Below are 14,014 nucleotides of genomic sequence, written 5' to 3'. Positions count from 1 at the left end.
CCTCCTGAGCACTCATTTTTCCGGTGCGCCCCGGGGCGCCCGCGATTCCCCGGGAGGCACCGCATAGCCTTGCCCCCGTCGGCGCACCCCCGGCATGACGTGCGGGAAGGGTGCGGGCCCGGGGAGGGGGCGGCCGGCGGCCCGACGCGCTGAGAGTGAGGACGGACACGTGACCGGAGCATCCGCGGGGCCGGGCGCCGGGGGCGCACCGGTGATCGCCCTGGACGCCATGGGCGGCGACCACGGGCCCGCCGAGGCGGTGCACGGCGCGGTGGCCGCCGTGCGCGCGCACGGGCTGCGGGTGGTGCTGGTCGGCCGCCGGGCCGAGCTGCTCCCGGTCCTGGACGAGCTGGGCGCGCTCGGCGAGGTGCCGGTGGCGCACGCCGAGGACACCCTGGCCATGAACGAGGGGGCGCTGGCCAGCTGGCGCCGGCCGCGCTCCAGCGTCGCGGTGGCCTGCAAGCTCATCCGGCAGGGAGACGCCTCCGCCCTGGTCTCGGCCGGGTCGACCGGCGGGGTGGTGGCCACCTCCACGGTGCGGCTGCGCACCCAGCCGGGCGTGCTGCGCGCGGCGCTCGCCGTCACCCTGCCCACCGGGGACCGCCCCACGATCCTGCTGGACGCGGGCGCCAACGCCGACGCCAAACCGGAGATGCTGGTCCAGTTCGCCCACCTGGGCGCCGCCTACGCGCACACCGCCTACGGGGTGGCCTCGCCCCGGGTCGGCATGCTGACCATCGGCGCCGAGCCGGGCAAGGGCAACCGGCTCGCCCGCAAGACCTCCGAGCTGCTCACCGCGACCGCCGAGGAGGCCCCCGGGCTGGACTTCCGCGGCAACGTGGAGGGCCACGACCTGCTCGCCGGGGACGTGGACGTGGTGGTCACCGACGGGTTCACCGGGAACGTGGCGCTGAAGTCGGTGGAGGGCGCGGTCCGGTTCACCTTCGACCAGGTGCGCGACGCGCTCGCCTCCAGCCGGATGGCCAAGGCCGGCGCCCTGCTGCAGCGCAAGGCGCTCCGCGGGCTCCGCGACCGGCTGGACAGCGAGAGCTACGGCGGCGCGGTGCTGCTCGGCCTGAACGGCACCGTGGTCATCGCGCACGGCGCCAGCCGCGCCCGCGGCATCGAGCGCGCCTGCCTGCTCGCCTCCGACCTGGCCGGCGGGCGCATCGTCGACCAGATCCGGCGCCGCGTCGGCACCGCCCACCGCACCACCTGGCTCTCCCGGCTGAGCCAGCACGACGACTGAGCCGGCCCCGGCCCTTCCGCCGGCGATTTCCCGGACCGGGCGGGGCGGTGCGGAACCGCCTCGCGCTCCGAGAGCGGTGCGGCGGGGCGGCGGCCCGCTCGGCCGGGCGCCCCGACCGGCCGGGCGGGGGTCCGGGCCGGAGGGAGCGGCCGGGCGGGCATGCCCCGGGCCGGGCCTCGCGGTGCTGCGCCCGAAGGGCCGGGTCCGCCGGCCCGGAGGGCCCCGGCTCGGCCCGGAAGCCGCCCGCGGGCTAGCATCGCCGGATGCCGAGAGCCGAGAACGGACCCCCGACGCCCCCCGGGACCGCGCTGCGGGCCGCCGTGCGCCGCCGCCCCTGGCGGGCGGCCGGGGCCGTACTGGCCGCGCTGGCGGCGGTGGCGGTGACCGCGCTGGTCGGCACCGGCTGGGCGCGCGCCCACACCCCCTCGCCGCTGGAGCAGGGCGGCCCCCGGACCGCCGCCGCGGCCGAACCGCACCTCCGCTTCCTCGGCGCCGAGCTGCGCGGCGGGGCCGGGGAGCGGATGCAGGCGCTCTTCCCCGAGGGGTACTTCTTCACCCACGCGCTGTACGGGCTGAGCCGGGCCAACTCCGGGACGCTCGACCCCGGCCGGCGCGAGGAGGCGCTGGCCGAGGCCCGGTGGGCGCTGGACCGGCTGGACTCCCCCGCCGGCACCGCCCCGTTCCCCCGGGAGGCCGAGCCGGAGTACGGGGTCTTCCACGCCGGCTGGAGCACCTACCTGCTGGCCCGGATCGTGGAGCTGGCCGGCGGCCCCGAGCAGGCGCCGCAGGAGGCCCGGCGGCTGGCCGCCGACGCCGAGGAGATCGCCGCCGCCTTCGACGCCTCCCTGGCCGGATCGGGCAGCCCCTACCTGGCCGCCTACCCCGGGCAGGCGTGGCCGGTGGACAGCGTCGCCGCCGCCGCGGCCCTGGCCCGCGCCGACCGGGTCCTGGGCGGCGCCCAGGACCCGGAGCGCGCCGAAGCGCACGCCGCGACGCTGGACGCCTGGTCCGCGGCGGTGCGCGAGCGGACCGACCCCGGCACCGGGCTGATCCCGCACCGGGTGGACGCGGAGACCGGAGAGCCCGCCGGCCCGGCCCGGGGCAGCTCCCAGGCGCTGCTGCTCCGCTTCCTGCCCGACGTCGACCCGGCCTGGGCCGCCGAGGACTACCGCGCTTTCCGGGAGGAGTTCCGCTCCGGGCACGCCTGGGCGCCGGGCGTCCGCGAGTTCCCGGCCGGCACCGGCGGCGCCGGCGACGTCGACTCCGGGCCGCTCGTCCTGGGCCTGTCCGCCTCCGCGAGCGCGGTGGCGCTGGGCGACGCCGTGGTCTACGGCGACGGGCCCGCCGCGGCGGCGCTGACCGGGCTGGGCGAGCCGCTCGGCGCCGCGGCCGGCCGCGAGCACCGCGCCTACCTCGGCGGGGCACTGCCGGTCGGGGACGCCTTCATGCTCTGGTCCCGGACGGCCGCCGGGGAGCACCCGGACCCGGTCCCGCCGCCGGACGGCGGTCTCCCCGCCCCGCCTTCGCCCTGGTGGCGGCTGCCCTGGCAGGCCGCGGGGGCGGCGGTCACCGCGGCGGCCTGGTGGGGCGCCCTGCGGGCGGTCCGGCCGCTGCTCCCGCCGCGCCCCGGACGCCCCGGATCGGCGCAGTTCAGGACCGTCCGGTGAACGCGTGTCGGTAGGCTGGGCGCATGGCCGACCCGCAAGAAGTACTCGCGAAACGGGTCCAGTCCGCGATCGGGGCCGCCTTCGGCCCCGAGCACGCCGAGACCGACCCCGTCATCCGTCCCTCCCAGTTCGCCGACTACCAGGCCAACGCCGCACTGGCGCTGGCCAAGCGGCTCGGCCGAAAGCCGCGCGAGGCCGCGGCGGAGATCGTGGAGCGACTGGACGTCGGCGACGTGTGCCGCGAGGTCGAGATCAGCGGCCCCGGCTTCATCAACCTGACCCTGCGCGACGACTGGATCGCCGCCCAGGCGCAGGCCCTGCTCTCCGACGCCCGGCTGGGCGTGCCGGTGCAGGAGCGGCAGAACATCCCGATCGACTACTCCGCGCCCAACGTGGCCAAGGAGATGCACGTCGGCCACCTGCGCACCACCGTGGTCGGCGACGCACTGGCCCGCACCCTGGAGTTCCTCGGGCACAACGTGGTCCGGCAGAACCACATCGGCGACTGGGGCACCCCGTTCGGCATGCTCATCGAGCACCTGCTGGACGTCGGCGAGGACTCCGAGGAGGCCGCGCACCTCAAGACCGACCCGAACACCTTCTACCAGGCCGCACGGGAGAAGTTCGACTCCGACGAGGAGTTCTCCGCCCGCGCCCGCAAGCGGGTGGTCTCGCTGCAGGCCGGCGACCCGGAGACGCTGCGCATCTGGCAGGGCCTGATCGACCTGTCCAAGGCCTACTTCAACCGGGTCTACTCCGCCCTCGGCGTCACCCTCGGCGACGCCGACCTGGCCGGCGAGAGCATGTACAACGACATGCTCGAAGAGGTCTGCCGCGAGCTGGAGGAGAAGGGCCTGGCCGTGACCAGTGAGGGCGCGCTCTGCGTCTTCCTGGACGGGTTCACCGGCCGCGAGGGCAAACCGGTGCCGCTGATCGTCCGCAAGAGCGACGGCGGCTACGGCTACGCCACCACCGACCTGGCCACCATCAGGTACCGGGCCGCCGAGCTCAAGGCCGACCGGGTGCTCTACGTGGTGGGCGCCCCGCAGAACCTGCACTTCCGCATGGTCTGGGAGGCCGCCCGGCTGGCCGGGTGGATCCCGGACGGCGTGGAGCCGGTGCACGTGCAGATCGGCAACGTGCTCGGCTCGGACGGCAAGATCCTGCGCACCCGCTCCGGCAAGCCGATCCGGCTGATGGAGCTGCTGGACGAGGCGGTGCAGCGGGCCGGCGCCGTGGTCGAGGAGAACCGCCCCGACCTGGACGCCGGGACCCGCGCCGGGATCGCCCGCCAGGTCGGCATCGGCGCGGTGAAGTACGCCGACCTGTCGGTCTCGCACGACACCGAGTACGTGTTCGACTTCGACCGGATGCTGGCGCTGACCGGCAACACCGGCCCCTACCTGCAGTACGCCCAGGCCCGGCTGCGCTCCATCTTCCGCAAGGGCGGGGCCGACCCGGCGAACCCGGCCGGGACCATCGCCATCGGCGAGCCGGCCGAGCGCGAGCTGGCGCTGGCACTGCTCGGCTTCGGCCCGACGGTCGCCCTGGTCGGCGACGACCTCGCCCCGCACCGGCTCTGCGGCTACCTGTTCGACCTGGCCCAGGCGCTGACCGCGTTCTACGAGCACTGCCCGGTGCTGAGCGCGGACACCCCGGAGCTGCGCGACTCCCGGCTGGCGCTGTGCGCGGCCGCGCTGCGCATCCTGGTGCAGGGCCTGGACCTGCTCGGCGTCGAGGCCCCGGAGCAGATGTAGGGCCCGGACGGAAGCACGGGGAAGCACGAGGGGGTCGCCGCCCAGCGGCGGCCCCCTTTCCCGCTCCCCCGCCGGCCTCCGCCCCCGCGCCCCGGAGCGGGCGCGCCTCCCCGCCGGGCGCCGGCGGGGTGCCGGGCCGGGAAAATCCGCCGCCCGCCGGGCCCGGCACCGCTAGCCTCCTGCCCCATGGACGACTACTTCGCCGGGGACCCCCGGAGCCACTGGGAGCGGATGCTCGCCGGAGACCTCTACCTCGCGGGCGGCCCCGAGGACGAGCGGATGAGCCGGCGGGCCGTCCGGCTCACCGCCGCCTACCAGGCGGCCTTCGTGGAGGAGCCGGAGAAGGCCCGGCCGATCCTGGCCGAGCTCCTCGGCGGCCTCGGCGAGGACGCCTTCATCAAGCCGCCGCTCGCCGTCGACTACGGGGCGCACATCACCGTCGGCCGCGGCACCTTCGTCAACTCCGGTCTCACCGCGCTCGACGTGGCCCGGATCGACATCGGCGAGGACTGCCAGATCGGCCCGAACGTCCAGCTGCTCACCCCCACCCACCCGATCGACCCGAAGCCGCGCCGGGACAAGCTGGAGGCCGCGCAGCCGATCACCATCGGCGACAACGTCTGGCTCGGCGGCGGCGTGATCGTGCTCCCCGGCGTCACCATCGGCGAGGACAGCGTGATCGGGGCCGGCTCCGTGGTGACCAGGGACGTCCCGGCCGGCGTCGTCGCGGTCGGCAACCCCGCCCGGGTCATCCGCCCGGTCCGGGGGTAGCGAGCGGGGCCCCTCCTCCCCGATGGTCTCGACGCCATCGCCATCGCCGTCACCGTCTCGACCGGCCTCGCCGTCAAGCGGCCGCTGCAACGAGGAAACGAGGACCCCGAGGAGGAGAGAGAGGGACGGGGTGCAGGTGGTCGCCCGGGTGTCGAACCCCACGGGATGAGGGTTCAAGCAGGCGGCGAGGGCGGGATGGGGACCGGCCGGTCGGTTCGGCGCGGCACCCCACGGGGCGAAGGCTCAAACCGGCGGCGACGGCAAGGGGAGGGCCATGGCGAAGGCGGTCGCCCGGGTGCGGCGCCCCGGCGGTGCGGGTGGGCCCGCCCGCACCGCCGGGGGTGGTCATATCCCCTATGCCGGGTCTGCGGCAGGGGACAGGCAGGGGCGGGGGCGCCCTGCACACCGCGGGAGCACCCCGATTACATCTACCAGCGAGTAGTAAGCCCTGAGGCCCCCACCGCCCCCTCACCGATCACCCAGAGTGGCCAAAGCGGGGCCTCCCAGGCAGAGCAAAAGCGATATCTCGCCCCCGCGCCGCCCCTGCCCGGGTTCCGGCCCCCTGCCTCCCGACCTTCCGGGCCACTCGAACCCCGATCACCGGCCCGATCAGAGCGATTCGGGCCTCTCGGGGCCCGATCCGGCCCAGGGTGCGCGCCCAGGAATCACCGGGGTGCTCTCGCGGTGCGCAGGGCACCCCACCCCACCATCACCCTGCGTATTCACCCAGGTCAGGAAGGGGCAGCGGTTTCAAGGGCGGCCGGCCCCGGCGCCCGGGCGACGCGGGAACGGCGAACCCGCCACCCCGGCCCGCCCCTCCCTGCTCTGCCGCACCGGAGCGACCGGCCGGTCCCCCACCGCCGCCTTTGCCGCCTGCGTGAACCCCGACCCCGTGGGGCCCGGCACCCGGGCGACGCCTGCACCCCGCCTCTGCCTTCGCCGTCGCCGCCGGTTCGCGCCATCACCCCGTGGGGCGCCGCGCCAGACCGACCAGCCAGCACGCCCTCCCGCCCTCGCTGCCCGCTTGAACCGCCACCCCGCGAGACGCCGCGCCAGACCGACCAGCCGGTGCCCACCGCCGCCTTCGCCGCCCGCCTGAACCCCCGCCCCGTGGGGCGCCGCGCCCGGGCGACCGACTGCTCCTCTCCTGTCCTCTTGGTGTGCGGTGTTGCAGCAGACGCTGGAAACCAGCGGGGTCGAGACCGCGACGGCGTCGAGATCATCGGAAGCGGGGTGGGAGGGCGCCGATCGCGGTTCTAGGATCGGTGCCACGGACCCGACCCCGGCCCGATCGGAGCGGTGGCATGCGGTGTACGACGACACCGGTTCCGGCACCCGTCCGGAGCCCGCGATGACCGCCCTGCTGTGGGCGGGTGCGCTGGGGTGCTGGGCGTTCATCGCCGTCTTCACCGTCGACGGCTGGACCCGGCCCGGGTACCGGCCGGTCCGCCACCCGGTCAGCGCGCTGGCCCTCGGGCCGCGCGGGTGGATCCAGACGGCCGACTTCGTCCTCTGCGGCCTGGCCGTGGCGGCGGGCGCGGTCGCCCTCGCCGGTGCGCTGGGCAGCACGGTGCTCGCCGTGGCGGTCGGGGTCTTCGGCGCCGCGCTGGTCCTGTCCGGGGTGTTCCCGATGGACCCGATGCGCGGCTACCCGCCGGGGGCGCCCGACGGCACCCCGGCCGAGTTCTCCGCCCGCCACAAGATGCACGACCGGGCCGGGGCTCTGGTGTTCACCGCGCTGCCGGCCGCGGCGGTCATCGCGGCGATCGCCCTTCCCGAGCCCGGCTGGAAGGCGTACTCGGGGCTGACGGCGGTGCTCGCCACCGCCGGGTTCTTCGCGTTCGGCCGGTCCTGGGAGAAGGACGGCCCCCGCACCGGCCTCCTCCAGCGCGCGACGATCATCGTCGGCTGGCTCTGGCTGGGGCTGCTGTTCCTGTACGCCGCCCGCTGACGCCCGCGGGACCGCCCTCACACCCGATGATCTTGACGTTGCGGCCCTATCCGAGCGCTCGGATAGGGCCGCAACGTCAAGATCATCGGAGAAAGGGGACGGCTCCCTAGTAGTGGCCGTAGTGGCCGTAGTGGCCGTGGGGGCCGTAGTACCCGTACGGGCCGTAGGGATCGTACGGGTCGTGCTGCGATCCGTTGGGGCCGCCGGTGGGCTCCGGCTCCGGCCCGGTCGGCTCCGGGTCGGGCGACTCGGTCGGCGGGGCCGGATCGGTGGGCGTCGGCTCCGGGGTGGGGCGCTCCGTGGGGCGGTGGGGCGGGCGCGGGCCGGGGCGGTCGCCCCCGCCGGAGCCGCCGTCCTCGTCCCGGTCGCCGTCCCGGCCGCCGCTGCCGCGGTCGCCGCGGTCCCCCCGGTCGCCGCGGTCCGAGCCGCCGCCCCGCTCCCCACCGGTGCCGCTCTTCCCGGTCGACCGCGGCTCCTCGTCCCCGCTCTTCTCCGGGGTCCCGCCGTCCACGCCGTCCTCATCGGTGCCGACCCTGCCGCTGCCGCCGGGACCGGCCCCGCCCGGGGCCTCGCCGGTCTGCCCGGGGTGGCCCGGGTGGCCGGCCGGCGCGGGCGCGTCGTCCAGGCCCACCTCGGTGTCGCCGGGCAGGGCCATGCCCGCGACGGCCGTGCCGCCGGCCGCCAGCCCCAGGAGCACGACGCCGGCGACGATCATGCGGTTGCGCGAGCGGCGCCGCTGCTGTCGGCGGCGCTCGGTGCGGCTCCGCGGGTCGGCCTCGTCCATCGGCCCGCTTCTCCGTGCTGATCCGGTCATGGCGCGTCTGAATTCCGTGTGGGGAGACCGCGGTCTCACGGTCCGGCGGGGTCGTGAACGACACCCAGGGACGAACTGTAAAGAACCGCGACGGTTCGCGACACCCCCGCGCCGAACGCCGAAAACCGGCAAACCCCGATATACCCGCGGTTCCGCCCCTGTTCCACCGCCCGGGTGTGACCAACGCGACTGCCTACAGCACCGTCCGGCGGACCGGCAAGGGCCGAAGGTCCCGCGGAGCGGCCCCGGACCCGTCGGCGGGCGGAACGACCGCCGCGCGGCGTCTAGCCTGGCACCGGAAAAACGACTAACAGGGGGAAACCACCACATGTCGGACGAGGATCAGCCCGGGGGCGCCCCGGAGATCGCACCGGGGACCTGGTACATCGACCCGGCCCACTCCTGCATCATCTTCGTCGCGCACTACCTGCGCTTCGGCCGGGTGCAGGGCACCTTCGGCGACTCCTGGGGGGTGGTCCGGGTCGCGGAGGACCCCGCCGCGACCGAGGTCGACGCGGTCATCCGCACGGAGAGCCTGAACACCGGGGTCGAGGCCCGCGACCGGCACCTGCGCTCCCCCGACCTGCTCGACACCGCGGCCCACCCGGAGATGCGGTTCACCGCCACCGGCCTGGAGCGGCGCGGCCGCGGCGCGCACGCCTTCCGGATGCGCGGGGAGCTCACCCTGCACGGCGCCACCCGGCCGGTCTCGCTGGACTGCCGGTGGGGCGGCGAGGCCCCCGACCTGCAGGACCCGGAGGGCGTGCACGGCCACTTCTTCGCCGCCGACACCCGGATCTCGCTCTCCGATTTCGGCATCGAGGACGTCGGTCCGACGCCGTGGGGCGCCCGGATCATCGGCGACACCGTCGACGTCGTCCTGGAGATCCGGCTGCAGGACGCCGACCCGACCGAGTGGCTGCGCGGGATCGGGCACATCGCCTGAGCCTCCGCGCCCCTGCGGCGCCCCGGTGCCCCGCCCCGGGTCCGCGGCCGCCGGAGCGGCCGCGCCCGCGGCGGGGCGCCGGCGCTCAGCCCGCCAGCAGCGCGTCGATCTCGGCCCGCTCCGGCATCGAGGTGCTGGCGCCCTGGCGCTGCACGGACAGGGCGGCGGCCGCCGCCGCGAAGGCCATGCTCTCCGCCGGGCCGCGCCCCTCGGCGCGGGCCACCGCGAAGGCGCCGCAGAAGGTGTCGCCGGCGGCGGTGGTGTCGACCGCCTCCACCGGGCGGGCGGCGACCTCGACCGGCTCGGCGCCGCGGACGCCGTAGAGCGAACCGGACGACCCGAGGGTGATCAGCGCCTCCGGCACCCGCTCCAGCAGCGCCGCCATGGCCCGGCGCGGGTCGGACTCGCCGGTGATCGCCTCCGCCTCGTGCTGGTTGGGGACCAGCAGGTCGACCCGGTCCAGCAGCTCGTCGGGGAGCTCCCGGGCGGGGGCGGGGGTCAGCACCGTGCGCACCCCGGCCTCGCGGCCCGCCCCGGCCGCGGCGATCACGCCCTCCATCGGCAGCTCGAGCTGGAGCAGGAGGGCGTCGCTCCCCTCCAGCACCCGGCGGTCGTTCCCGTCCAGCGCGGTCATCGCGGCGTTGGCACCGGGCACCACGATGATGGAGTTGGCGCCGCCGTCCTCCACCACGATGTGCGCCACCCCGGACGGACCGGGGACGGTGCGCAGCGCCGAGGTGTCCACCCCGCTGTCCACCAGGGCGCTGCGCATCTGCACCCCGAAGGAGTCGTCCCCGACCGCGCCGAGGAAGGCGACGTCGCCGCCGGCCCGGGAGGCGGCGATCGCCTGGTTGCCGCCCTTGCCCCCGGGGACCTGGCGGAACTCGGTCCCGCCGACGGTCTCCCCGCTGCCAGGGCGGACCGGCACGTAGGCGACCAGGTCCATGTTGACGCTGCCGAAGACGGCGATCCTCGGCCGCGAGGGCTTTGTCTGCTCTGCGTGTCCTGCGTTCACACCGACGACTCTACTCAGCGCAGCGGCCCGGTCGCGCCGGAGCCCGTCAGTCCAGGTCGGCGAGGACCGGGGCGTGGTCCGAGGCGCCCTTGCCCTTGCGCTCCTCCCGGTCGATCCGGGCACCGGACACCCGGTCGGCCAGCGCCGGGGAGCAGAGCAGGAAGTCGATCCGCATGCCCTTCTTCTTCGGGAAGGAGAGGCCCTGGTAGTCCCAGAAGGTGTAGACGCCGGGGCCGGGGGCGTGCGGGCGGACCACGTCGGCGAACCCGGCCTTGCCCAGCTCCTGGAAGGCCTGCCGCTCCGCCTCCGTGACGTGCGTCTTGCCCTCGAAGGCGGCCATGTCCCACACGTCGTCGTCCTGCGGGGCCACGTTGAAGTCGCCGCAGAACGCGATCTGCGCCCGCGGGTCCTCGGCCAGCCGGGCGGCGCCCTCCCCGCGCAGCGCCTCCAGCCAGCGCAGCTTGTAGGCGTAGTGCGGGTGGTCGATCTCGCGCCCGTTCGGCACGTACAGGCTCCACACCCGCACGCCGCCGCAGACCGCGGAGACCGCCCGGGCCTCCGCCTCCTCCGGCTCCCCGTACCCGGGCTGGCCGTCGAAGGAGGTGCGCACGTCCTCCAGGCCGACCCGGGAGGCCAGCGCGACGCCGTTCCACTGGCCCAGCCCGTGGTGGGCCACCTCGTAACCGCGGTCGGTGAAGACGGAGGCGGGGAACTGGTCGTCCCGGCACTTGGTCTCCTGGATCGCGACGACGTCCGCGTCGCTCCGCTCCAGCCAGGCGGCGACCCGGTCCGCGCGGGCCCTCATGCTGTTGACGTTCCACGTTGCGATTCGCACGGTGGCAAGGCTAGCGCCCGGCGGCGACATCCGGCGGCGCCCGCACGGGATCCGGGCCGATCCGGGGGCGGAAGGCGGGCGGGGCGGGCCGCTGCGGCCGTCCTCCGCGGCGGCCCGCCCCGCGCCGGTCCTTCTCATTCCTCTCCGACGCGCCGCGAACCGAAACGGTTCGCCTCTTCTCGGTTTCACCGCGCGGACCGGGTCCGGGCCGCGCCCCGGGCGGCGGAGGCGGCAGGGACCCCGTCCCGGCTGCGGCATCATGGAGGGGTCGCCGAGGAGACGAGAGCACCGAGGAGGAAGCCATGGCCGACGATGTCCCGCCGCACGTGCTGGTCATCGACGACGAACCCAACATCCGGGACCTCGTCCGCGCGGCCCTGCGCTTCCACGGCTTCACCGTCAGCTCCGCGGGGGACGGCGCCACCGGGCTGGACTGCGCCCGCGAGGAGAAGCCGGACCTGATCCTGCTGGACGTGCTCCTCCCCGACATCAGCGGCTTCGAGGTCTGCCGCAAGCTGCGCGGCCGGGGCGACGACGTCCCGGTCATCTACCTCACCGCCCGGGACACCCCGACCGACACCGTCACCGGCCTCTCGCTGGGCGGCGACGACTACGTCACCAAGCCGTTCTCGGTCGAGGCGCTGATCGCCCGGATCCGCGCGCTGCTCCGCCGCGCCAAGCGGGACGCCCCCGCCGGGGAGGGGACCGGCGTCCGCGGCTCCGTCGGCCTGATCCACTACGCCGACCTGGAGATCGACGAGCGCAAGTGGAAGGTGCGCCGGGACGGCCGCCCGATCGACCTGTCTCCCACCGAGTTCCGGCTCCTCGCCTACCTGGCCGGCAACGCCGGCCAGGTGGTGACCCGCGCCCAGATCCTGGAGAACGTGTGGGGCGGGGAGTACACCGGGCAGTCCCAGGTACTGGAGACCTACATCAGCTACCTCCGCCGCAAGCTGGACCGGTACGGCCCGCCGCTGATCCGCACCCAGCGCGGCGTCGGCTACGCGCTGCGCGCCCCGGACGCCCGGTAGATGCCTCCGGGCAGGCTCCGCTCACGGCTGCTCACCGGCCTGATCGCGGTCACCGCCGTCGGCCTGCTGGTCACCTGCGTGGTCGGCTTCGTCACGATGCGCGGGTTCATCACCGACCGGATCGACGACCAGGTGACGCTGGCCGCGGAGAGCGCCATGGTGCGGCTGGACAACGACACCCCGCCGGTCGGCGTCGAGGCGCCCAGCCCCTCGCCCTACCTGGTGGTGCTGCTGGACGGCCGCACCGGCAAGGTCACCCAGGTCTACGGCGACCTGGAGCGGGACGACGTCGCGCTGGAGCGGATCGCCGAGGTGCCGCTGCGCCGGCTGCACGACCGGGCCGGCACCCAGGAGATCTTCGACCTGGACGGCCGGGACGCCACCGTGCCGCCGTTCCGCGCCACCGTCCGGCCGCGCCCCGGCGGCCTGATGGTCACCCTGGTGCCGACCAACGAGCGCGAGGAGTACCCCTGGCAGCTGGTGCTGACCCAGATGGTCACCGCGGTGCTGCTGCTCGGGGGGCTGGCGCTGGCCGGGCGCTGGCTGATCGTGCGCGGCCTGGAGCCGCTGGACCGGATGGCCACCACCGCGGACCGCATCTCCACCGGCTCCGACCTGTCCGCGCGGATGCCCGACACGGAGAAGAACAGCGAGGTCGGGCGGCTGGCCGGGGCGATCAACACCATGCTGGCCCGGCTGGAGCAGGCCTTCGCGGCGCAGCGCGAGTCCGAGGAGCGGGTGCGCGCGTTCGCCGCCGACGCCTCGCACGAGCTGCGCACCCCGCTGACCACGATCCGCGGCTACGCCGAGCTGTACCGGCAGGGCGCGGTGCCCGAGGAGGAGCTGGGCGGGGCGATGCGCCGGATCGAGGACGAGTCGGAGCGGATGAGCCGGCTCGTCGGCGAGCTGCTGGAGCTGGCCCGGCTGGACCGCGGCGGCTCGCTGCACCTGGAGACCGCCGACCTGGTCCCGGTGGTGCGCGAGATGGTCGCCGACGCCCGAGTGGTCGCCCCGGACCGGGAGATCTCGCTGGAGGCCCCGGACCGGCTGCCCTGCCGGATCGACGAGGCCCGGTTCCGGCAGGTGCTGGCCAACCTGCTGGCCAACACCGCCGAGCACACCCCGGAGGGCACCCCGGTCCGGGTCCGGCTGAGCGCGGGCCCGGCGCACGCCGCCCTGGAGATCTCCGACGAGGGCCCGGGGATGTCCGGCGAGGACCTCCGCCGCGCCTTCGACCGGTTCCACCGCGGCACCCGCTCCCCCGGCGGCGGCTCCGGCCTGGGGCTGTCCATCGTCGCCGCGATCGCCGACGCGCACGGCGGCGACTCGGGCATCGCCTCCGCGCCGGGCGCCGGCACCCGGGTCACGGTCCGCTTCCCCTACCGCTAGCGCGGAGCCCCGGCGCGGGGGCGGCATGAACGACGCCGGCGGCGCCGACCGCGCTCGCACCGCCGCCCGGGACGGCCGGAGCGAGACGGCTCGCGCGAACCGCCGCCCGCCCGCGCCCCCGGCGGAGCACCCGGCCCGAAGGCATCCGCGGAACAGGGCCCAGCTGCACCGACCATAAAGGCCGGGAACGCCCAGCCCTGCTGACATACGACGAGAGGGCCCCGGTACCGGTGTGGATTGCGAGATCTGCACCGCTGACCGGAAGGCCCCCGATGGCTCACACTGCCCGCGCCAACGCCGGACTCACACCCACCGGGCGCCTGGCCCCGGCCCGCTGCGTGCCTGCCGCTCGGCCCGGCCCGTGCGGGAAGGACGGACGGCCGAAGCCGCCACCGGCCGCGCCGTACGGCCGCCCGGCCGAAAGCGGCACCGGGCCCCGGGCAGGGCCGGGCGCCGTGCGGTCGCCCGCCCGCGTGCCGCCCGCCGACGCGGCACCGGTCCGCCCCCGGTCCGGGACCGCCCGCCGATGCGGGGCCGCATCGGCCGGAAGGCGGTCCTCCGCTTCGGGACGGCGGAAGCGGGGCGGGCG

11 protein-coding genes are annotated in these 14,014 nt (G+C 75.9%); 8 read left to right on the top strand and 3 right to left on the bottom strand.

Going from position 1 to position 14,014, the window contains the following annotated elements; translation table 11 throughout:
* The first annotated feature begins 229 nt into the window (after positions 1-229).
* The 5 genes from plsX (at position 230) to J0910_RS05415 (ending at position 7,395) form a co-directional block, all read left to right on the top strand.
* Positions 230-1,249, top strand: coding sequence for a phosphate acyltransferase PlsX (gene plsX / locus J0910_RS05435; RefSeq protein WP_420161896.1), 1,020 nt, complete (start codon positions 230-232; stop codon positions 1,247-1,249).
* A 263-nt stretch (positions 1,250-1,512) separates the two neighbouring features.
* The gene (locus J0910_RS05430) at positions 1,513-2,916 is read left to right on the top strand and encodes a hypothetical protein (RefSeq protein WP_420157414.1); all 1,404 of its coding nucleotides are present in this window, start codon (positions 1,513-1,515) and stop codon (positions 2,914-2,916) included.
* 23 nt (positions 2,917-2,939) lie between these two features.
* The gene (gene argS, locus J0910_RS05425; protein WP_420157413.1) at positions 2,940-4,673 is read left to right on the top strand and encodes an arginine--tRNA ligase; all 1,734 of its coding nucleotides are present in this window, start codon (positions 2,940-2,942) and stop codon (positions 4,671-4,673) included.
* A 186-nt stretch (positions 4,674-4,859) separates the two neighbouring features.
* Positions 4,860-5,444, top strand: coding sequence for a sugar O-acetyltransferase (locus tag J0910_RS05420; protein WP_420157412.1), 585 nt, complete (start codon positions 4,860-4,862; stop codon positions 5,442-5,444).
* Between the two features lie 1,309 nt (positions 5,445-6,753).
* On the top strand, positions 6,754-7,395 hold the full coding sequence (locus J0910_RS05415) for a DUF998 domain-containing protein (protein ID WP_420157411.1): 642 nt from the start codon (positions 6,754-6,756) through the stop codon (positions 7,393-7,395).
* Between the two features lie 106 nt (positions 7,396-7,501).
* Here the strand turns inward: J0910_RS05415 and J0910_RS05410 are convergent, their stop codons facing one another.
* The gene (locus J0910_RS05410; protein WP_420157410.1) at positions 7,502-8,179 is read right to left on the bottom strand and encodes a hypothetical protein; all 678 of its coding nucleotides are present in this window, start codon (positions 8,177-8,179) and stop codon (positions 7,502-7,504) included.
* A 358-nt stretch (positions 8,180-8,537) separates the two neighbouring features.
* Here J0910_RS05410 and J0910_RS05405 point away from each other — a divergent pair, with 358 nt between their 5' ends.
* Complete coding sequence (locus J0910_RS05405; protein WP_420157409.1) at positions 8,538-9,155, top strand: YceI family protein; 618 nt, start codon at positions 8,538-8,540, stop codon at positions 9,153-9,155.
* Between the two features lie 85 nt (positions 9,156-9,240).
* On the opposite strand, the gene J0910_RS05400 is transcribed toward J0910_RS05405, so the two are convergent.
* Together J0910_RS05400 and J0910_RS05395 are read right to left on the bottom strand one after the other, a co-directional pair.
* A complete protein-coding gene (locus J0910_RS05400) occupies positions 9,241-10,125 on the bottom strand; it encodes a ribokinase (protein ID WP_420161895.1) in 885 nt (294 codons plus the stop codon).
* A 91-nt stretch (positions 10,126-10,216) separates the two neighbouring features.
* Positions 10,217-11,005, bottom strand: a complete 789-nt coding sequence (locus J0910_RS05395) for an exodeoxyribonuclease III (RefSeq protein WP_420157408.1) — start codon at positions 11,003-11,005, stop codon at positions 10,217-10,219.
* A gap of 302 nt (positions 11,006-11,307) precedes the next feature.
* Here J0910_RS05395 and J0910_RS05390 point away from each other — a divergent pair, with 302 nt between their 5' ends.
* Positions 11,308-12,036, top strand: a complete 729-nt coding sequence (locus tag J0910_RS05390; protein WP_420157407.1) for a response regulator transcription factor — start codon at positions 11,308-11,310, stop codon at positions 12,034-12,036.
* Positions 12,037-13,425, top strand: coding sequence for a sensor histidine kinase (locus J0910_RS05385; RefSeq protein WP_420157406.1), 1,389 nt, complete (start codon positions 12,037-12,039; stop codon positions 13,423-13,425). It abuts the gene before it with no gap.
* Positions 13,426-14,014: the final 589 nt, after the last annotated feature.

Source organism: Nocardiopsis oceanisediminis, assembly GCF_048595525.1.
In the GTDB taxonomy this organism is placed as follows: domain Bacteria; phylum Actinomycetota; class Actinomycetes; order Streptosporangiales; family Streptosporangiaceae; genus Nocardiopsis_A; species Nocardiopsis_A oceanisediminis.
This window is presented reverse-complemented; position numbering and strand designations above follow the sequence as displayed.